Annotated in this window: 18 protein-coding genes; 4 read left to right on the forward strand and 14 right to left on the reverse strand. The window is 69.3% G+C overall.

What is annotated here, in order from left to right; genetic code table 11:
* The first annotated feature begins 99 nt into the window (after window positions 1-99).
* Window positions 100-1284: a pentapeptide repeat-containing protein gene (locus DS837_RS19300; RefSeq protein WP_149166254.1), complete on the forward strand. Its 1185-nt coding sequence runs from the start codon at window positions 100-102 to the stop codon at window positions 1282-1284.
* Between the two features lie 7 nt (window positions 1285-1291).
* On the opposite strand, the gene DS837_RS19305 is transcribed toward DS837_RS19300, so the two are convergent.
* A complete protein-coding gene (locus DS837_RS19305; RefSeq protein WP_149166255.1) occupies window positions 1292-2284 on the reverse strand; it encodes a BMP family lipoprotein in 993 nt (330 codons plus the stop codon).
* 170 nt (window positions 2285-2454) lie between these two features.
* Between DS837_RS19305 and DS837_RS19310 the strand changes: the two genes are divergently transcribed.
* Together DS837_RS19310 and DS837_RS19315 are read left to right on the forward strand one after the other, a co-directional pair.
* Window positions 2455-3282 carry an SDR family oxidoreductase gene (locus tag DS837_RS19310; RefSeq protein WP_149166256.1) on the forward strand — a complete coding sequence of 276 codons (828 nt, stop codon included), beginning with the start codon at window positions 2455-2457 and terminating at the stop codon, window positions 3280-3282.
* A 333-nt stretch (window positions 3283-3615) separates the two neighbouring features.
* On the forward strand, window positions 3616-3873 hold the full coding sequence (locus DS837_RS19315) for a hypothetical protein (RefSeq protein ID WP_149166257.1): 258 nt from the start codon (window positions 3616-3618) through the stop codon (window positions 3871-3873).
* A 70-nt stretch (window positions 3874-3943) separates the two neighbouring features.
* Here DS837_RS19315 and argE read toward each other — a convergent pair whose 3' ends face one another.
* The 6 genes from argE to DS837_RS19345 form a co-directional block, all read right to left on the reverse strand.
* Window positions 3944-5140, reverse strand: coding sequence for an acetylornithine deacetylase (gene argE / locus DS837_RS19320; RefSeq protein WP_149166258.1), 1197 nt, complete (start codon window positions 5138-5140; stop codon window positions 3944-3946).
* A complete protein-coding gene (locus DS837_RS19325; protein WP_149166259.1) occupies window positions 5137-6144 on the reverse strand; it encodes an ABC transporter ATP-binding protein in 1008 nt (335 codons plus the stop codon). The genes argE and DS837_RS19325 overlap by 4 nt, the downstream gene beginning before the upstream one ends.
* Window positions 6141-7130: an ABC transporter ATP-binding protein gene (locus tag DS837_RS19330; protein WP_149166260.1), complete on the reverse strand. Its 990-nt coding sequence runs from the start codon at window positions 7128-7130 to the stop codon at window positions 6141-6143. Before DS837_RS19330 ends, DS837_RS19325 begins: the two co-directional genes overlap by 4 nt.
* Before the next feature lie 10 nt (window positions 7131-7140).
* Window positions 7141-8043, reverse strand: coding sequence for an ABC transporter permease (locus tag DS837_RS19335; protein WP_149166261.1), 903 nt, complete (start codon window positions 8041-8043; stop codon window positions 7141-7143).
* Window positions 8040-9017, reverse strand: coding sequence for an ABC transporter permease (locus DS837_RS19340; RefSeq protein ID WP_149166262.1), 978 nt, complete (start codon window positions 9015-9017; stop codon window positions 8040-8042). Before DS837_RS19340 ends, DS837_RS19335 begins: the two co-directional genes overlap by 4 nt.
* 192 nt (window positions 9018-9209) lie before the next feature.
* Complete coding sequence (locus DS837_RS19345; RefSeq protein WP_247890028.1) at window positions 9210-10826, reverse strand: ABC transporter substrate-binding protein; 1617 nt, start codon at window positions 10824-10826, stop codon at window positions 9210-9212.
* Window positions 10827-11153: 327 nt separating this feature from the next.
* Between DS837_RS19345 and DS837_RS19350 the strand changes: the two genes are divergently transcribed.
* The gene (locus DS837_RS19350; RefSeq protein WP_149166264.1) at window positions 11154-12593 is read left to right on the forward strand and encodes an aldehyde dehydrogenase family protein; all 1440 of its coding nucleotides are present in this window, start codon (window positions 11154-11156) and stop codon (window positions 12591-12593) included.
* Between the two features lie 162 nt (window positions 12594-12755).
* On the opposite strand, the gene DS837_RS19355 is transcribed toward DS837_RS19350, so the two are convergent.
* The 7 genes from DS837_RS19355 to DS837_RS19385 all read right to left on the reverse strand — a co-directional run bounded on the left by DS837_RS19355 (window position 12756) and on the right by DS837_RS19385 (window position 20138).
* A complete protein-coding gene (locus DS837_RS19355) occupies window positions 12756-14117 on the reverse strand; it encodes a nucleobase:cation symporter-2 family protein (protein ID WP_149166265.1) in 1362 nt (453 codons plus the stop codon).
* Between the two features lie 203 nt (window positions 14118-14320).
* The gene (locus DS837_RS19360; protein ID WP_149166266.1) at window positions 14321-15565 is read right to left on the reverse strand and encodes a threonine ammonia-lyase; all 1245 of its coding nucleotides are present in this window, start codon (window positions 15563-15565) and stop codon (window positions 14321-14323) included.
* 14 nt (window positions 15566-15579) lie between these two features.
* Window positions 15580-16386: a carbon-nitrogen hydrolase family protein gene (locus DS837_RS19365; protein ID WP_149166267.1), complete on the reverse strand. Its 807-nt coding sequence runs from the start codon at window positions 16384-16386 to the stop codon at window positions 15580-15582.
* Window positions 16387-16390: 4 nt separating this feature from the next.
* Window positions 16391-17446, reverse strand: a complete 1056-nt coding sequence (gene speB / locus DS837_RS19370) for an agmatinase (RefSeq protein ID WP_014199843.1) — start codon at window positions 17444-17446, stop codon at window positions 16391-16393.
* A gap of 24 nt (window positions 17447-17470) precedes the next feature.
* Window positions 17471-18271, reverse strand: coding sequence for an ABC transporter permease (locus tag DS837_RS19375; RefSeq protein ID WP_149166268.1), 801 nt, complete (start codon window positions 18269-18271; stop codon window positions 17471-17473).
* Window positions 18271-19125 carry an ABC transporter permease gene (locus DS837_RS19380; protein ID WP_149166269.1) on the reverse strand — a complete coding sequence of 285 codons (855 nt, stop codon included), beginning with the start codon at window positions 19123-19125 and terminating at the stop codon, window positions 18271-18273. Before DS837_RS19380 ends, DS837_RS19375 begins: the two co-directional genes overlap by 1 nt.
* Window positions 19122-20138, reverse strand: a complete 1017-nt coding sequence (locus DS837_RS19385; RefSeq protein WP_247890029.1) for an ABC transporter ATP-binding protein — start codon at window positions 20136-20138, stop codon at window positions 19122-19124. The genes DS837_RS19380 and DS837_RS19385 overlap by 4 nt, the downstream gene beginning before the upstream one ends.
* Between the last annotated feature and the right edge of the window lie 229 nt (window positions 20139-20367).

Here is a 20367-nt window from a genome sequence, read left to right on the forward strand (position 1 = left end):
CCGGCGGTTCTGGTAGCATCCCTGCGTGGCAAGGGTCCCGATCGTTCAACCGGCGTGCGATGCCGGCAGCAACGGCTGGACGGCGCGGAGACGTCGCACGTGGAAGAGCGGTATCTGAGGGCGATCCGCAACGCGCTGGTCAAGCATCAGCAATGGCTGACGCGCGACCCCAGCATGAAGGGACGCTGCGCCGACCTCAGCTTCCACAACTTGTCGGGCCTGGGGCTGCGCCGCATCAACCTCAGCAGCGCCAAGCTCAGCGGGGCGAGCCTGAACAGCGCCCGGCTGAACGGTGCCGTTCTGTCGCGCACCGACCTGTTCGGCGCCGATCTGTCCAAGGCCGACCTCACCGGCGCGTCGCTGGAAGGCGCCGATCTGCGCGGCGCGCGGGTGGAGGGCGCCATGATGGAGGAGGCCAACCTGCGCGGCGCCGACCTGCGCAAGGGCATGATGCTGGGGGCGGACGAACGCAAGCCGGCGGGCAACGCCGACGGCAGCACCACCTTCATCGGGTCCAAGATGGCCCGCGCCATCCTGTCCGACGCGCGCTTGGCGCAGTGCGACTTCTCCGGCTGCGATCTCTGCGGCGCGACCTTTTCTGGCAGCGACATGACCGGAACGATCCTGATCGGCGCCAATCTGATCGGTGCGGTGATGGAGCGGGTGGAGATGCAGGGCGCCTTGCTGTGCGGCGCCCGGCTGGACGACGAGTTGCGCCAGACGCTGGAGCGGCGCGGCATCGACGTCGACGGCACCGGGCTGGTCAGCCTCGCCGGGCGGATGGCCGACAGCATTTCCGCCCACCAGCTCTGGGTCGAGCGCAACGCCGCCGCCGGCTTGCGGCTGGAGATGCAGCGCGTCGACCTGCGCGGCTACAACTTCGCCAACCAGCTCCTGGCCGGCAGCGTGATGCGTTTCTGCGGGCTGCGCGGGGCGGATTTCTCCGGAGCGAAGCTGGTCATGGCGGACCTGTCCTACTGCGACCTGCGCGAGGCCGACTTCACCAGCGCCGACCTGTCCGGTTGCAACCTGCGCGGCGCCAATCTGGCGGGGGCGAAGCTGTGGCGGGCGCGGCTGCGCCCGGTGGATCTGGCCGGGGACGGCAGCCGCCTGTGGCCGACCAACCTTGCCGAGGCCAGCCTGACCGGCGCCGACTTGCGCGACACCAGCCTCGCCCGCGCCATCCTGCACGGCACCGACCTGACGCGCATCCGCGCCACGGCCGAGACCCTGCGCGGCGCCGATGTGAGCTTCGCCGTCGGGGTCGAACCGCAATACGCTTGAGACAGCCTTACGCGGCGTCCCGCACGCGGATGTGTCCCTGAATGATCGCCGCGCGCGCCTCCTCCAGCCGGTCGCGCATGGCGGGTGTGACCAGCGCGCGGTTGTTGTCGTCCAGCGCGTAATCGACGCCGCGCTCGGCCAGCCCCAGGGCGCGCGAACCGGGAGTCCAGGCGCCGCTGCGTCCCTCCCCGAAAGCGCGCTCCACCGCCAGATCGACCCGTTTCAGCATCGAGGTCAGGATGGTGCCGGGGTAGAGGTGGTTCTGGTTGCTGTCCACCCCGATGGCGAAGCGTCCGGCGTCCTTGGCGGCGGCGAAGATGCCGAAGTTGGACACGCCCGCCCCGGCGAACACCACGTCGGCGCCGCGCTGGAACTGCGCCTTCGCCACCTCCGCCCCGGTGGTGGGGTCGTTGAAGGCGGCGGGGGTGGTGCCGACGAAATTGACCAGCAGGCCGATGTCCGGGCGGGCGTGGCGGGCGCCCTGCTGGAAGCCGGCGATGAATTTGCGGATCAGCGGGATGTCCAGCGCCCCGATGAAGCCGACGGTTCCCGTTCGCGAGGCCATGGCCGCCAGCATGCCGACGAGGAAGGCCCCCTCCTGCTCCTTGAAGGTCACGGACTGGACGTTCGGCGCCTCCACCACCGCATCGACCAGGGTGAAGCGGACGGCGGGGTGTTTCGGCGCGAGGCTGGCGAGCGGTGCGGCGTAGTAGTAGCCGATCAGAGCGAGGTCGGTCACGCCGCGGCGCAGCAGGGCGGCCACCGCCTGCTCGAACTGCGCCGTGCTGGCCGGCAGATAGTCGCGGTAGGCGATCCCGGTGGCCTCCTTGAACCGCTCCGCCCCGGTAAAGGCGCCCTCGTTGAAGCTCTTGTCGAACTTCTGCCCGACCGCGTAGAGCAGCCCGGGCGCGAAGTCCTGCGCCCGCGCCGGAGCGGCGAGCGTGGCGAGGCCGGCGGCGCCCAGCGCCAGGACGGAACGGCGGGACAGCGGCTGGGGCATCAGGCGGGCTTTTCCAAAAAGGAAGGGCAAGCGCAGTCTAGACGGGAAGGGTGCATTGACGCATAGGTCAATTGAATAACCAATGCGTATGGACGGCGTCCCGGGGATGTGTGGTAGCATCGCCGACAACGGACCGGCTCCGGCGGAAGAACCATGGGGAGGGAAGCGACATGACGGACGCGCGCACGCTGACGGGCAAGACCCTGTTCATCACCGGCGCCAGCCGGGGCATCGGCAAGGCGATCGCGCTGCGCGCCGCCCGCGATGGCGCCAACGTCGTCATCGCCGCCAAGACGTCGGAACCGCACCCCAGGCTGCCCGGCACCATCTTCTCCGCCGCGGAGGAGGTCGAGGCCGCCGGTGGCAAGGCGCTGCCGATCCTCTGCGACATCCGCGACGATGCCCAGGTGGCCGAGGCGGTGGCCCGCACGGTGGAGGCGTTCGGCGGCATCGACATCCTGGTGAACAACGCCAGCGCGATCAGCCTGACCGGCACGCTGGACACCCCGCTGAAACGCTGGGACCTGATGATGGGAGTCAACGGGCGGGGCACCTTCGCTTGCTCCCAGGCCTGCCTGCCGCATCTGTTGAAGACTTCGAACCCGCACATCCTGACCCTGTCGCCGCCGCTGAACCTCAATCCGCGCTGGTTCCAGCACCACACCGCCTACACCATCGCCAAATACGCGATGAGCCTGTGCACGCTGGGGATGAGCGCCGAGTTCCGCGGCAGGGTCGCCGTGAACTCCCTGTGGCCGCGCACGATCATCGGCACGGCGGCCATCGCCATGCTGAAGGGCGCCGCCGAGTTCGATAACTGCCGCAAGCCGGAGATCCTGGCCGACGCCGCCCACGCCGTCCTGACCCGCGATGCTCGGACCTGCACCGGCCATTTCTTCATCGACGACGAGGTGCTGGCGGAGGAGGGCGTCACCGACCTGGAGCCCTATGCGGTCAAGCCGGGCGCCCCGCTGGCGCCGGACATCTTCCTGGATTGAGGGCGGTCTGAAGGACCCGCGCCGCGCCGGGGGTGGCCATGCCGGGGCTAACCCTTTTATTGCCTGTGAACGCGCTTGGTGCAGGGCAGCGTTCCCACGATATCACAAGCATCGGCCGCCAAATTCAGTTACACTACGGTTTGTTTGCTCCCCAAATCGAAAGGGACCCTTTTCGCCGATCGGCTGATCCCCGGCTTATCCGCCATCCGGCAAGTGTCCGCACGTCCCTTTCCAGCTTGTTTTCACACACCGTCCGGTTGGGGCGGAGCGGATGCTCGAACAGCGTCAAACACTGAGCTTGTCCCAGAACAATCGGTTCATTCCGGAGCTCTTATGACCATCGAGCTGCACACCTTTACCGTCACCCTGAATCAGTCGGAAGCAACAGCGTACAAGAGCTTGGCCGAGCATCGTGCCTGGGTCCGCACCGCGGTGTCCGACCTGTCGGAGGTGCTGCGCACCGCCGGCATGGGCGCGGAGGCCCGCCTGCGCGGGCACGACCGCTGCGGTCACCTCGTCGTCGAGGCGACCGACACGGGGGCCGACTTCCTGCGCACCCTGCCGGCCATCGTCAGCGTGGAGGTCCACTGACCGGCGAAGCGCAACGGTCTGATGGACGTCGATCAAGGGGCCGGAGCGGAAACGCTCCGGCCCTTTTGCATTACAGGCCCTTCTTCGCAGCGTCCTTCAGCCGGTGCAGGAAGCGCTCGGCGCGGGCGAGTTCGCTCAGCTCCACATACTCGTCGGGCTTGTGGGCCTGCTCGATGTCGCCGGGGCCGCAGACCACGGCGGGGATGTTGGCGATGCTGGTGAACAGCGCCCCCTCCGTGCCGAAGGCCACCTTGCCGTGGCCATTCTGCTCGGCGAGGTTCTTGACCAGCGTCACCTCCTCCGACTCCGGTGGGGTGTCGAGCGCCGGGCTGTCCGACAGGGTTTCCCAGGAGAAGCCGGCGTCGGGGCGCACGGCGCGCATCTCCGGCTCCAGCGTCTTGGCGAAGTCCCGCAATTCCTTCAGCATTGGCGCGACGGGATGGTCGGCCAGATGCCGGATCTCGAACTCGAAGGAGGCGTCGGACGGGACGATGTTGCGGGCCGTGCCGCCCTCCATCACCCCGGTGTGCACCGTGGTGTAGGGAATGTCGTAATCGTGGTCGAACGGCCCCTGCTCGGCGAAGCGGCGGCCCATGCCGCGCAGGAAGGACACCAGCTCCGCCGCGTACTCCACGGCGTTCACCCCCTGCGGGGCGAGCGAGGAATGGCAGGCGTGGCCGTGGACGCGGCAGCGCAGCGCGACCTTGCCCTTGTGTCCGACGATCACCCGCATCCGCGTCGGCTCCCCGACGACGCACAGGCGCGGCTTCACCGCCATCCCGGCGAGTTGGGTCAGCAGGCCGGGCACGCCGAGGCAGCCCAACTCCTCGTCGTAGGAGAAGGCGTAATGGACCGGTGTCGTCAGGTTGGCGGCCAGGAAGTCCGGCGCCATGGCCAACGCCGCCGCGATGAATCCCTTCATGTCCGCGGTGCCGCGCCCGAACAGCTTGCCGTCGCGCTCGGTCAGGGTGAAGGGATCGCTCGACCAGTCCTGGTCGTCCACCGGCACGACGTCGGTGTGGCCCGACAGGCAGACGCCGCCGCGGTCCGCCGGACCGATGGTGGCGTAGAGGTTGGCCTTGGTCCGCTCCTCGTTGAACACCAGCGTGCTGGACACGCCCAGCGCCGCAAGATGGTCGCGGATGTAGTGGATCAGGTCGAGGTTGGAGTTGCGGCTGGTCGTGTCGAAGGCGATCAGGTCGCGCAGCAGCTCCAGCGTGCGCGGGCTGCACGCGGATGGGCCGGCGGGATCGGGTGAGGGCATCATGGACCTGTGGTTTCGTTCAGATGGCAGGCGGACCAGCGCCGTGGCGCGATCGCGCGCAGAGCCGGGCGTTCCGCCGAACAGCGTGGCATCGCGTGCGGGCAGCGCGGGTGAAAGGCGCAGCCCGACGGCGGGTCGAGGGGCGATGGAATCTCTCCGCGGATCGGCGCGAACCGCCGCTTCTCCACGGACACGCGCGGCGCCTCGTCCAACAGCGCCTTGGCATAGGGATGATTGGGTTTGTCGAACAGCTCCGGTGTCGGGGCCAACTCCACGATCCGTCCAAGATACATGATCGCGGTGCGGTCGGAAATGTGTTCCACGACGCCCAGGTCGTGGCTGATGAAGAGATAGGTCAGCGACAGCTCCGCGCGCAGGCGCATGAACAGATTGATGATCTGCGCCTGGATCGAGACGTCGAGCGCCGCCACCGACTCGTCGCAGACCAGCACGTCGGGCTTCACCGCCAGCGCGCGGGCGATGCCGATGCGCTGCCTCTGGCCGCCGGAGAACTGGTGCGGGTAGCGCCGCAGATAGGCGGGGTCCAGCCCGACCTGCCGCAGGGTTGCGGCCACATAGTCGTCCGCTTCCCGCCGCGGGACCAGCCCGTGGACCACCGGCGCTTCGCCGACGATGTCCGCCACGCGCAGGCGCGGGTTGAGCGAGGCCATGGGGTCCTGGAAGACCATCTGGATCTTCAGGTTGGCGTGATGGCGGTCGGCCGGGGACAGCTCCCGCAGGTCGCGGCCGCGCCAGCGCAGGGTGCCGGCGCTGGGCGGCAGGATGCCGGCGACCATGCGGCCCAGCGTGCTCTTGCCGCAGCCGGATTCGCCGACCAGCCCGACCACTTCGCCCTCGGCGATGGACAGATCCACGCCGCTGACCGCCTGCACCGCACGGTCGTCGATGGCCGCCCCCAGCCGGCGGGCGAAGCGCTCCACCACGTCCAGCTTGCGCGAGAAGCGCTTGGTCAGGCCGTCCAGTTCGATGATGGGTGCGGCGCTCATGCGGCGTCTCCCCGCGCTTCGGCCGCGACGGGATTCCAGCAGCGCCAAGCGCGGTCCTCCCGCTCGCCGCTCAATTCCGGCATCACGGTGCAGGCTCCGCTGGACCGGTCGCAGCGCGGGCGGAAGGCGCAGCCCTCCGGCAGGTCGAGGACGGAGGGCGTCATACCGGGGATGGAGCGCAGCGGCACGCCGCGCCGGTTGCGGCTGGGCACCGATTCCAGCAGACCGCGGGTGTAGGGATGGCGCGGGCTGCCGATGATCTCCGCCACCGTCCCGGTCTCCACCACCCGGCCGGCGTACATCACCGCCACCCGGTCGGCCAGCGCCGAGACGACGGCGAGGTCGTGGGTCACCCAGATCAGCGCCGTTCCCGTCTCGCGGCAGAGTTTCTGCACCTCGAACAGGATCTGCGCCTGGATGGTGACGTCGAGTGCGGTCGTCGGCTCGTCGGCGATGATCAGGTCGGGGGAGTGGAGGAGGGCAATGGCGATGGCGACGCGCTGGCGCATGCCGCCGGAGAACTGGTGCGGGTAGGCGGCCAGCCGCTCGTCAGGCGAGGCGATGCCGACGCGGGCCAGCGCCCGGCGCGAGCGCTCCCACGCCTCGGCCCGGCTGACCTTGTCATGAGCCCGCACGGCCTCGACCATCTGCGTGCCGATGCTCAGCACCGGGTTCAGCGTCATCATCGGGTCCTGGAAGATCATGGCGATGCGCCGCCCGCGGATGGCGCGCAGCCGCTTCTCCCCGGCGCCCACCAGATCCTCGCCCTGGAACAGCACCCGGCCGCCGACCACCCGGCCCGGCGGATCGACGAGGCCGAGGATGGATTGACCGGTCACCGACTTGCCGGAGCCGGACTCGCCGACCAGCCCGAGGATCTCGCCGCGGTCGAGCCGCAGGTCGACTCCGTCCACCGCCTTCACGGTGCCGGCGCGGGTGAGGAAATGGGTCTTCAGCCCGTCCACGCGCAGCAGGGGTTCGGTCATCGCGTGCCCCTCAATGGTTCAGGCGCGGGTTGAGGACGTCGCGCAGCCGGTCCCCCACCAGATTGATCGCCACGATGGTGACCAGCAGGGCGAGACCGGGGAACAGGCTGACCCAGTAATCGCCTGAGAGCATGTACTGGTAGCCCGACGCGATCAGCATCCCCAGCGACGGCTGGGTCACCGGCACGCCGACGCCGAGGAAGCTCAGCGTCGCCTCCAGCGCGATGGCGTGGGCGACCTGGACCGTCGCCACCACGATCAGCGGCGGCAGGCAGTTGGGCAGCAGGTGGCGCATCATGATCCGCCGGTGGGGCAAGGCCAGGCACTGCGCGGCCTCGATGTACTCCTTGCGCCGCTCCACGAGGGCGGAGCCGCGGATGGTCCGCGCGTAATAGGCCCACTGCACGGCGGCCAGCGCGACGATGACCTTGTCCACCCCCTTGCCCAGCAGGGCCAGCAGGATCAGCGCGATCAGGATGGCCGGGAAGGAGAGCTGGATGTCGACCAGCCGCATGACCAGCCCGTCCACCCGGTCCCCCGCATAGGCGGCGAGCAGCCCGACCGCCACCCCGACGGCGAGCGCGATCAGCGTGGCGACCACCCCGACCAGCAGGCTGGTGCGCAGGCCGAAGACGATGGCCGACAGCATGTCGCGCCCCTGGTCGTCGGTGCCCAGCCAGTAGGTCCAGCCGCCGCCGCCCAGCGACCCCGGCGCCATCATGCCGTCGAGGATGTCCAGTTGCGCGAGGTCGTAGGGGTCCTGCGGCACCACCCAACGGGCGAACAGGGCGGCCAGCACGATCAGCACCAGCACCGCCAGCCCGGCCAGCGCGGTGCGCGCCCGCGCGAAGTCCCGCGCCAGCCGCAGGAAGGGAGTCTCGACCGCCGGAGCCTTGGCCACAACCGTGCTCATGCCCGCCCTCCGCCCAACCGGATTCGCGGGTCGAGCAGCGAATAGACCAGATCGACGATCAGGTTGATGACGACGAACAGCAGCACCGTGACCAGCAGGTAGGCGATCACCACCGGCCGGTCGAGCTGGAGGATGCTGTCGATCAGCAGCTTGCCCATGCCCGGCCAGGCGAAGACCGATTCCGTGACCACCGAGAAGGCGATGACGCTGCCCAGCTCCAGCCCGAGGACGGTGACCACCGGGATCATGATGTTCTTCAGGATGTGCACCCCGACGATGCGCGCGGGCGACAGCCCCTTGGCGCGAGCGAACTTCACATAGTCCTGCAAGGCGACCTCCCGCGTGCCGGCGCGGGCCAGCCGGATGACCAGCGACAGCTTGAACAGGGCCAGATTGACGGCGGGCAGGATCAGATGCGCCAGCCCGTCGGCGGTCAGGAAACTCCATTGCACGCCGAACAGGCTGGCCGTCTCGCCGCGTCCGCCCGCCGGCAGCCAGCCCAGAGTCACCGCGAAGGCCATGATGAGCATCATGCCTACCCAGAAGGTGGGCAGCGAGAAGCCGAGGATCGAGCCGGTCATGATGACCCGCCCGGCCAGGCTGTCCGGCTTCAGCCCGGCCCACAGCCCCAGCGGGATGCCCAGCACCACCGCCACCAGCATGGCGCAGAGCGCCAGCTCCAGCGTCGCCGGGAAGCGCTGGAGCACGAGGCCGAGCGCCGGCACCCCGTGCACGAAGCTGGTGCCGAGGTCGCCGCCGAGCGCGCTGTCCACGAAGCGGATGAACTGCTCGTGCATGGGCTTGTCGAGCCCCAGCCGGGCGATGGCGGCGGCGCGTTCGAACTCGTCGGCCTCGGGGCTGATGAGCACGTCGATGGGGTTGCCGATGGCGAAGATGCCGGCGAAGACCAGCACCGACATCGCCACCACGACGACCGCGCTCTGCGCCAGCCGCCGGAGGATGAAGACAAGCATGGCGCCTTTACCCCACGGGTGTGACGGATGAGGGAGCGTCGCCCCCTCTCCCGTCCCGGGAGAGGGAGGGGCCCGCCGCATGGCGGCGGGAGGGTGAGGGTAAAGCCAAGGATAAGGGGGCTGATCCTTGCACGACCCTCACCCGCCCGCTGCGCGGGCACCCTCTCCCGGGGCGGGAGAGGGATGAAACGCTCACTTCGCGGGGGTCACCTTCTGGGCCAACGTATATTGGTCGGCGCGCGGTTCGTAGCTCAGCCCCTTCTTCATCGCCCAGACCGTCACCTCGTAATGCAGGGGGATGATGATGTCGGCGTCCACCGCCCGCTTCACCGCGGCCTGGAGCAGCTTTTCCCGCTTCGCGTCGTCCACGGTCGCCAGCGCGGTGTCCAGCATGCCGTCCAACTCCGGGTCGGAATAGCTGGTGTAATTGGTGGTGCCGTAGCCCTTCTCCTTGATCGGCGTGGCGATCAGCGCCTTCAGCGGCGAGGACATCTCGCCCGAATCGGCGCCCCAGCCGGCCAGGAAGACGCTGTATTCCTGCTTGTTGCGCTTGGAGAAGAAGACGTTGGCGGTGGTCGCGTCGACCTGGGTCTGCACGCCGATGCGGGTGAACATCTGGGCGACCGCCTGGGCCACCTTGTCGTCGTTGATGTAGCGGTCGTTGGGCGTGCCGAGCGTGAGCTGGAAGCCCTTCGGGTAGCCGGCCTCGGCCAGGAGCTGCTTGGCCTTGTTGGCGTCGGTGGCGACGGTAACCTCCGGGTTGTTGCCGTAGAAGCCGGCGGGGAGGTACTGGTTCGCCGGCTCCGCCACGCCCATCATGATGCGCTTCACGATGGCGTCGCGGTCCACCGCCAGCGACAGCGCCTTGCGCACCTTCGGGTCCTTCAGCGGATTCTTGCCGTCGGTGCCGGTGATGGTCGGCGGGGTGTCCTGGACGCCCAGCGCCAGATAGATCACGCGGTTCGACTGGGCCTGGGCCAAGGAGACATTGGGGGCGGACTTCAGCCGCTCGATGTCCTGCACCGGCGGCGATTCGATCAGGTCCACGTCACCGGCCAGCAGGGCGGCGACGCGCGGCCCGTCGCTGGTGATCGGGCGGAAGACCACCGTGTCCCAGGCCGGCTGTTGACCCCAATAGTCGGGGTTGCGCTCCAGGATCTGCCGGTCGCCCTTGGTGTAGGACTTGTGCTTGAACGGCCCGGTGCCGATCATCAGCGAGCCGTCGTTGAAGGCCTGCGTGGTCGGCCAGGAATCGGCCTTGCAGCCCGCCTTGTCGAAGGTGATGGCCTCGCCGCCCGCCGCCTTGGCGGAGATGATGCCGAAGGTCGACAGCTCCATCGGCAGCAGCGGGTAGGGCTTGCCGGTCTTGATGATCAGGGTGTGCGGGTCCGGCGTCTCGATGGCCGCGATGCCCTTGGTGTAGACGGTGAAGGAGGACGGGCTGTTGGCGACGTTCGGGATGCGGCAGACCGAGTAGACGAAGTCCTGTGCCGTGAACTCGGTGCCGTCGTGGAACTTCACACCCTTGCGCAGCTTGAATTCCCAGGTGGTTTCGTCAACGGCGCGCCAGCTTTCCGCCAGTTCGGGCTGGAGCCGCATCTTGGCGTCCATGCTGACCAGCGATTCGAACACATGCTTGCGGGCGCGGGTGTTGGGGCCGAGGTTGTGGTAGTGCGGGTCGAGCGCGCTGGGCTCCGCCGAGGTGCCGACCGTCAGGGTGGCGGCCTGCGACGGCGTTGGGGCCGCAGCCAGCAGGGCCAGGCACGCCGCCGCCGGCAGGAGTGGTTTGACGATTCCGGAACGCTGCACACCCGCAAGGCGCCAATCACGCCAATGCCGATCACGTAAGGTCATCCCTCGTCCCCCTGATTGTACGTTTGATTTGTACCCGTGAAGCAGGCTCCCAGCCCTTGGACCGCGGTTGTTGCGGCCCGATTCTTGTCGTTCGGCTCGCCGCAAGCGGGGCGGCGGCGCGTATGTGTTCAACGATCAGAGCTTGAAACCATTGAACTGTCAACAGGGTCCGGTCTTCTGACCTATCCGGTTTTTCCCGATGGAAAGCTTTGGCAAACGGCCCCGGACGGGGCAGGATCGGTTCACCCGAAAACGCCAACGAAGAGAGCGAGGGGATTAGAGATGAAGACCTGCCAATCCTTCTACATCGGCGGCGCCTGGACCGAACCCGCGGCGGGCGCCACCGTGATGGAGGTGTTGAACCCGGCGACGGAGCAGGTGTCGGGCACCGTGGCGCTCGGCGGGCCGGAGGACGCGCAGCGCGCGGTGGCCGCGGCCCACGCCGCCTTCGACGGCTTTTCCCGCACCCCGCTGAACGAGCGGCTGGAGCTGCTGGCCGCCGTCTGCGCGCTCTTCGAGAAGCGCATGGACGAGGTGGCCGACGCCATCACCGAGGAGATGGGCGCCCCCCTGGCGGCGCTGTCCAAGCCGGCGCAGGCCTTCATGGGTCTGGCTCATTTCAAGACGGCGCTTGAGGCCGCCCGCGAGTACCCGTTCGAGCGGACCCGCGGCACCACCCGCATCCTGCGTGAGCCGGTCGGCGTCTGCGCCATGATCACGCCGTGGAACTGGCCGATCAACCAGATCGCCTGCAAGGTCGCCCCGGCGCTCGCCACCGGCTGCACGATGGTGCTGAAGCCCAGCGAGTTCGCCCCCTATTCGGCCTGGATCTTCGCCGAGATCCTGCACGAGGCCGGCGTGCCGGCGGGCGTCTTCAACATGTTCTACGGCGACGGCGCGGTGGTCGGCCCGGTGCTGGCCTCGCACCCGCTGGTCGACATGGTGTCGCTGACCGGTTCGACGCGGGCCGGGGCTTCGGTGTCCCACAACGCCGCCGACAGCATCAAGCGCGTGTCGCTGGAGCTGGGCGGCAAGTCCGCCAACATCATCTGCGAGAGCGCCGACCTGACCAAGGCGGTGACCCACGGCGTGCGGTCGATGATGTCCAACACCGGGCAGAGCTGCAACGCGCCGTCGCGCATGTATGTCCCGGCCTCCCGCCTGGACGAGGCGGAGACGATCGCCGCCCAGGTCTGCGCCCGTCTGGTGGTCGGTGATCCGCGTGGCGACCGCACCGGCGTCGGCCCCATCGCCAACCAGCGCCAGTACGAGCGGGTGCAGCGCCTGATCCAGGCCGGCATCGCGGAGGGGGCGTCCCTGCTGTGCGGCGGTCCGGGCCGTCCGGAGGGGCTGGAGCGCGGCTTCTACGCCAAGCCCACCGTCTTCAGCCGCGCCACCGACAGCATGACCATCATGCGCGAGGAGATCTTCGGCCCGGTCCTGACCATCCGCCCCTACGAGGACATCGAGGAGGCGATCCGCAGCGCCAACGACTCGCTCTACGGCCTGTCCGGCTACGTCTACGCCGGCACGGTGGACGAGGCGCGCGCGGTGGCGAAGCGGCTGCGCACCGGCATGGTGCATCTGAACGGCGCCTCCATCGACCTCGCGGCCCCCTTCGGCGGCTACAAGCAGTCGGGCATCGGCCGCGAGTGGGGCGAGGTCGGTTTCGAGGAGTTCCTGGAGACCAAATCGGTCTACGGCAGCGAGCCGGCGGCGTAAGAGTCTGACGTCATAATAATCCCTCTCCCGCCCCGGGAGAGGGTTGCCCGCGGAAGCGGGCGGGTGAGGGTCATGCGAGAATCCGTGCGATGATCCTTGGCCGAACCCTCACCCTCCCGCCACTTCGCGGCGGGCCCCTCCCTCTCCCAGGGCGGGAGAGGGTTACGCCTCCGCGGTCTTGGCGGCGGCGACGAACGCCTTTGCGTCGGCCTTGCCCAGCCCGTTGAAGAACAGGTTCAGCAGGACCGCCGCGATGGTGCCGAGCAGAATGCCGCTGTGCAGGAGGGGCGACAGGAAGGGCGGCATCTTCTGGAAGATCTTGTCGGCGACCAGCGGCACCATGCCCAAGCTGATGCTGATGGCGACGACGTAGATGTTGCCGCGGTTGGCCGTGTAGTCGACCTTCGCCAGGATCTTGATGCCGGTCGCCGCGACCATGCCGAACATCACCAGCCCGGCCCCGCCCAGCACATAGGTCGGGACGGAGGCGACGACGTGCGCCAGCTTCGGGAACAGGCCGAAGGCGACCAGGATGACGCCGCCCGCCACGCAGACCCAGCGGCTGCGCACCCCGGTGATGCCGACCAGCCCGACATTCTGCGAGAAGGAGGTGTAGGGGAAGGTGTTGAAGACGCCGCCGATCAGGGTGCCCAGCCCGTCCGTGCGCAGGCCGCGGGTCAGTTGCTCTGGCGTCACCGGGCGGCCGACCATCTCGCCCACCGCCAGGAACATTCCGGTGGATTCGATCATCACGACGATCATCACCAGCGACATGGTCAGGATCGACCAGAACTCGAACACCGGCATGCCGAACTGGAACGGGTAGATCACATCCACCCACTTGGCCTGTCCCACCCCGTCGAAGCTGACCAGCCCCAGAACCATGGTCAGGGCGAAGCCCGCGACGATGCCAAGCAGGACCGAGATGTTGGCCCAGAAGCCCTTGGCGTATTTGGTCACCAGCAGGATCACCGCCAGAACGAACAGCGCGACGCCGAGATAGAGCGGATCGCCGAAGTTCGGGTTCCCGGCGCCGCCGCCGGCCCAGGTGATGCCCACCCGCATCAGCGAGATGCCGATGATGGCGATCACGGTCCCCGTCACCACCGGCGGGAACAGCGGCAGCAGGCGGCCGACCACCGGCGCGGCCAGCGTGGCGAAGACGCCCGCCCCGATCACCGCGCCGTAGATGCCCAGGAGCCCCAGCGACGGATTCCCCGCCATGGCGACCATCGGCCCGACCGCGGCGAAGGTGACGCCCATCATCACCGGCAGGCGGATGCCGAACTTCCAGAAGCCCAGCGTCTGGATCAGCGTGACGATGCCGCAGGCGAACAGGTCGGCGTTGATGAGCAGCGCGATCTGGTCCTTGGGCAGCTTCAGCGCGCCGCCGATGATGAGCGGCACGGCGATGGCCCCCGCGTACATCACCATCACATGCTGCATCCCCAGCGCCAGCAGGCGCAGCAGCGGAAGCTTCTCGTCAACCGGATGGGTTGGCTGTGATGACACCACCGACGACATGATCCATGACCTCCGCGAATGAACAGGCGCGAAATGCATGGCCCGTGCCACAACCGGCGGGGCGGAGGATTGTGGCGAAGCTCGCCGGGATGTGCCGCGAAAGATGGCGGTGCCAGGGAGGGGTGCTCAATCCATGGGCAGCCCCAATATCCCCTCTCCCCTCTGGGGAGAGGGCTATTTTTCCTCGGGTGAAGGGCCTCGGGTCAGGGCCGCGCGCTGGACAGCGGCTGCGCGGCTTCCGCCACCACTGCCTTGCGGACGGGCAGGCCGGCGCCGCGCAGGGCGTCGGTGATGCGGTCGCCGTGGCCCTCGTCCTCCACCTCGATCAGCAGGGCGACCTCGGCGGACTTGACGGAGAAGGCGCCGAACAGGCGCTGGTGCTGCACGTCGATGATGTTGCCGCCGCACTCGGCCACGATGCGGGCCACCTGGGCCAGCGCGCCGGGCTGGTCGGCCACGTCGATGTCCAGGTTGATCAGGCGCCCGTCGCGGGCGAAGCCGCGCATCAGCACGTTGGCGAGCGTGCGCGTGTCGATGTTGCCGCCCGACACGATCAGCCCGACCCGCTTGCCGCGGAAGCGCTCGGGGTGGAAGAGCAGGGCGGCCAGACCGGCGGCCCCGGCGCCCTCCGCCACGGTCTTCTCAACCTCGATCAGCATGGCGATGGCGCGCTCGATCACCGCCTCGGGCACCAGCACCACGTCGCAGCCGTTCTGCTTCAGGATGTCCATGGGCCGGTCGCCGACGTCGCGCACGGCGATGCCCTCGGCCACCGTCGGGCCGCCGACCTTGACCGGCTGCCCGGCGAGGCGCTGCGCCGCGGCGGGGTAGGTCTCGACCTCCACCCCGACGACCTCCAGCCCGGGCCGCAGCGCGCGGGCGGCGACCGCGGCGCCGGCGGCCAGCCCGCCGCCGCCCACCGGGATGGCCAGCGCGTCAAGGTCCGGCACTTCCGCCAGCATCTCCAGAACGACGGTGCCCTGCCCGGCGATCACCGCGTCGTCGTCGTAGGGATGGACGAAGACCAGCCCGTCCCGCTTGGCGAGGTCATGGGCGAAGGCCGCGGCCTCGGCCAGGGACTCGCCCTCCAGGATGACGGTGGCGCCGTGGTAGCGCGTGCGCTTGACCTTCACGAAGGGGGTGAAGCGCGGCATGACGATGGTCGCCGCGATGCCCAGCCGCTTCGCGTGGTAGGCCACGGCCTGGGCGTGGTTGCCGGCCGACATGGCGATCACCCCGGCCTGCCGCTCCTCCGGCGTCAGGTGCAGCAGCCGGTTGGCCGCCCCGCGCTCCTTGAAGGAGGCGGTGAACTGGAGATTCTCCAGCTTGACCCAGACCTCGGCGCCGGTGATCTGCGACAGGGTTTCCGAGCGCAGGAAGGGCGTGCGGCTGATGCGTCCGGCCAGCCGTTCGGCGGCGGCGTGAATGTCGTCGATGGTGACCGGCATGTCCTGTGCTTCCTCTACGAACCGCCCTTCCCAGGCGTACTGGAGACCGCACCGTACAGGTCCGGGCGGCGGTCCGCCAGATGCGTGCCGAGGCTGCGCAGAGCGGGATCCAGCTCGACGGTCAGCAGCGCCTCGCCGTCGCCGGCCCGCGCCAGCACCGATCCGTCCGGCGCCGCCACGCTGCTGAGCCCGCAATAGCGCAGCGTCCCCTCGTGCCCGCAGCGGTTGGCGTAGGCGACGAAAATGCCGTTCTCGAAGGCGCGGGCGGGGACGATGGTGGTGGCGACGATCTCGTAGGGCGCCATCAGCGCGGTCGGCACCAGCAACACGTCCACTCCGGCCAGGGCGTGGCGGCGCACCAGTTCCGGGAACTCCACGTCGTAGCAGATCGCCACGCCGACCCGCAGCCCGCCGACCTCCGCGGTCGGGAAGGCGTCGCCGCCCGGCGCGAAGGAGCCGCGGTCGAGTTCGCCGTAGAGATGCACCTTGCGCTGGTTCAGCAGGGACCGACCGTCTGATCCGATCAGTTGCGCGGCGTTGTAAACGGCGCCGTCCGCCCCGCGCTCCGGATAGCCGTAGAGGATGGCGATGCCGTGCCGCCGGGCGATGTCCGCGACCCGCGCGGCCATCGGCCCGTCCGCCGGCTCGGCCAGGGCATGGACCGTCTCCGCGCCGATGTCGTAGCCGGTCAGGCCCATTTCCGGCCCGACCAGCAGGGCGGAGCCGCGCTCTGCCGCCTCCGCCGCCGCCCGTTCCAGACGGTCCAGGTTGCGGTGCGGCGCACCGGGCTCCGCGTCCGCCTGGAACAGGGTCAGCCGCATGGCGTCAGCCTCGGCCCTGGCGGTTGGCGAGGGCGCGCACCGACAGGCAGAGGATTTCGAACAGCATCTGCGCGCCGGCGTGGGCGGTGTTGGTCGTGGCGTCGTACTGGGGCGCCACCTCCACAACGTCGCCGCCGATGATGTCCAGCCCGTCGAGCCCGCGCAGGATCGCCAGCGCCTCCCGCGTGGTCAGGCCGCCGACCTCCGGGGTGCCGGTGCCGGGGGCGAAGACCGGGTCCAGGCAATCCACGTCGAAGGAGACGTAGACCGGCCCGTCGCCCACCACCTTGCGCGCCGTCTCGATGACGCTGGCGATGCCGCGCTCCGGGATGTCCTCCGCGTGGATCACGGTCATGCCGCTGTCATAGGAGAACTCCCACAGATACTCGGTGCTGCCGCGGATGCCGATCTGCACCGTGCGCTCCGGGTCCAGCACGCCGTCCAGCACCGCCTGCCGGAACGGGCCGCCATGGTGGAACTTGGCGCCCTCGTAGGGGCCGCCGGTGTCGCAATGGGCGTCGAAATGGATCATGCCCACCGGACGCTCGCGGCCCAGCGCCTTGAGGATCGAATAGGTGATGGAATGGTCGCCGCCCACCGACAGCGGAACGACGCCGGCGTCCATCACGCGGTTGTAGAAGGCCAGGATGTCGCCGTGGCAGGCCTCCAGGCTGAAGCGGCTGGACAGCGGCACGTCGCCGACGTCGGCCAGTTTGCAGGAGGCCGCCGGGACCATGCGCAGGGCGTGCTCGTAGGGGCCGATGCGCTCCATCCCGCGCACGGCGCGCGGGCCGAGGCGGGCGCCGGCCCGGTTGGTGACGCCGAGGTCCATCGGCACGCCGATCAGCGCGATGTCCAGCCCGCCGAAGTCCGCGGCGTCGGCCGCGTCGGGGCGGTAGGGGGCGTCGAGCAGGGTGGACACCCCGGCGAAGGGCTGCACCCGCTTACCGCCGGAGAACTGGAGGGCGGCCACCCGCTGGAACTCCGGATCGTGGAAGTCGTCGCCGCCGGAGCCGCTGTACTTCGTACGCAAACGATCAAGCTTCTGAGGGTCGATCATCGTCCGAATCTCTCTGAAAAAAGGTCAGTCGTTTTTCGCCCAGGCCCCGAGAAGGCGGGGCAGGTCGCCGAACCACGCGATCAGCCCGAAGACCACCGCCGTCAGCGACACGAACAGCACCGTCACGGCGGCCATGGTCGGGGTGTAGCCATAGCGGAGCGCGTTGAAGATCTTGATGGGCAGCGTTTCCAGTGTGAAGCCGACCACCATGTAGGCCACGATATACTCGTTCAGCGACAGCACGAAGGCGAAGGCGAAGCCGGAGATCACGTAGGGCCGCACCAGCGGCATCACCACCGTGCGCAGCACCGTCCGGTCGTCCGCCCCCATGGTCGCCGCCGCCTCGACGTAGGAGCGGTCCACCGCCCCGAAGCCCAGCGACAGCGTGACCAGCGGCAGCGTCACGAAGAACACCGCGTGGCTGACCACCACCGTCCAGGGCGACCCGTACTCGCCGACGGCCGCCCAGAAGCTGAGGAAGCCCAGCGCGGTGATGACCGGCGGCAGGATGAAGGGCGTCATGCCCAGCACCTCGAAGGCCCGCGCCCAGGGCGCGCGCCAGCGCCACAGGAACCAGGCCAGCGGGAAGGCGATCAGCACCGCCAGCGCTGCCGACAGGGTGGCGACGACGAGGCTGGTGAGCAGCGCGCCGCGCCAGCCGGGATCGGTGAAGACCTCCGCGTACCAGGCGAGCGAGAAGCCTTGCGGCGGGAAGGTCAGGGCCTTCTTCTCGTTCACCGAGACGCCGGCCACCACCAGGATGGGGGCGGCCAGGACCAGGGCGATCAGGCCGGCGGCGATGGAATTCAGCGTGCGCATCAGCATCAGGCCGTCTCCTCCCGCCGCCCGGCGAGCAGCGCCAGCCCGACCAGGGCGAGGCTGACCAGCACCAGGAAGACGGCCATCGCCGCCGCGAAGGGCATGTTGGACTGGTAGATCGCCTGATCGGTGATCAGCACCGACAGCGTCCAATGCTGCGGCCGCCCGAGAAGCTGCGGCAGCAGGTAGGAACCGAGCGCGAAGACGAACACCATGATCGTGGTCGCCACGATGGTGTTGCGCAGCGCCGGGACCACCACCGTGAAGAAGGCGCGCAGCGGCGAGGAGCCGAGCGTGCGCGCCGCCTCCTCCAGATAGGGGTCGAGGCGGGCGAGCGCCGGGTAGAGCACCAGCACCGTGTAGGGGAAGGCCTGATAGACCAGCCCGGCCAGCAGCGCGCCGAAGCTGGGGCTCAGCGATTGCGGCTCGGCCATCAGGCCCAGCGCCACGAACAGGTTGGTGATGCCCGCGGTGCGCGACAGCAGGGTGGACCAGGCGAAGCCGATGATGACTTCCGACAGCGACAGGATCGACAGCAGGAAGACCAGCCAGCGGATCTGAGCGCCGCGCGACAGTTTGACCAGCCGGTAGGTGAAGGGGAAGGCGATGCCCACCGCCAGCGTCGCGACCAGCGCCGCCAGCCCCAGCGAGAAGGACATCACCCCGCCGAAGAAAGCGGTCAGGAACCGCTCGTAGTTGGCGAAGACGAGGTCCGGCTCGTAGAAGCCGCCGGGCACGCGCCGGAAGACGCTGACCGCGATCATCAGGCTGAAGGGGATGACGAAGAAGACGACCAGCATCAGCGCCGGGAACAGGATCGGCGCGTGCTCGGCCAGACCACGGGGCGCGCGGCGGATCATTGCGGGCGCTCCGCCATCGGCGGCAGCACGACGCAGGCCGCCGGGGGGAACTCCACCGTCAGGGCGCCGCCGGGGGCAACCGGCGGGCGGTCCTGCGGGCGCGACAGCGCGACGATCTCCCGCCCGGCCACGTCGATGCGGAATTCCACGCTGGCGCCAAGGTCGCGCATGAAGGACAGCGTGCCGGTCAGCCGGTTCGGCCCATCGGTTCCCACAGGGTGGACGATCACGTCCTCCGGACGGACGGACAGCAGGACGCGGCCCGTCGGCGGCAGGTCCGGCAGATGCAGGGTGCCGCCGGGCACGGCGGCGGTGCCGGGGGCGGTGACTTCGCCCTCCAGCAGGTTGGTCATGCCGATGAAGTCGGCGACGAAGGCGTCGGCGGGCTGGCGGTAGACCTCCATCGGCGGGGCGGCCTGATGGATGCGCCCTTGCGACATCACCACCACGAGGTCGGCCATGGTCATCGCCTCCCGCTGGTCGTGGGTGACGACGATGGTGGTGATGCCCAGTCGCTGCTGAAGCTGCTTCAGTTCGATCTGCATGGCCTCGCGCAGCTTGGCGTCGAGCGCCGACAGCGGCTCGTCCAGCAGGAACAGCTTGGGCGACAGGGCGAGCGCGCGGGCGATGGCGACGCGCTGCCGCTGCCCGCCCGACAGCTTGGAGACCGGCCGGTCGGCGACGCCGGGCAGGCGGACCAGTTCCAGCAGCTCCTCGGCGCGCTTGCGCTGCTCGGCCTTCGTGGCGCCGCGGATGCGCAGGGGGTAGGCGATGTTCTCGCCCGCCGTCAGGTGCGGGAAGAGGGCCAGCGACTGAAACACCATGCCGAATTCCCGCGTGTGGGCGGGGGCCGTGGTGATGTCGCGTCCGTCGATGACCAGCCGTCCGCCAGAGGGGTCCTCCAGCCCGGCGATCATGCGCAGCAGCGTCGTCTTCCCGCAGCCGGACGGGCCGAGCAGGCAGACGAATTGCCCGTGCGGGATGCGCAGCGACGCGCCGTGCACCGCGGTCACGGGACCGTATCGTTTGGTGAGACCGTCGAGGACAAGGGCTGACATGGGATGGCTTTGTCTTGATGGAGGCAGTGAATCCCCTCTCCCGTCCCGGGAGAGGGTGCCCGCGTAAGCGGACTCTCACGCTGGCTGAAAGCCAGCGCTGACGCGGCAGGCGGACCTTCGGTCCGCCGAGAGCGGGTGAGGGTACGGCCGAGAATCAGTCCGCTGATCCTTGGCGGCACCCTCA

This window comes from Azospirillum brasilense, assembly GCF_008365405.1.
GTDB lineage: Bacteria > Pseudomonadota > Alphaproteobacteria > Azospirillales > Azospirillaceae > Azospirillum > Azospirillum brasilense_D.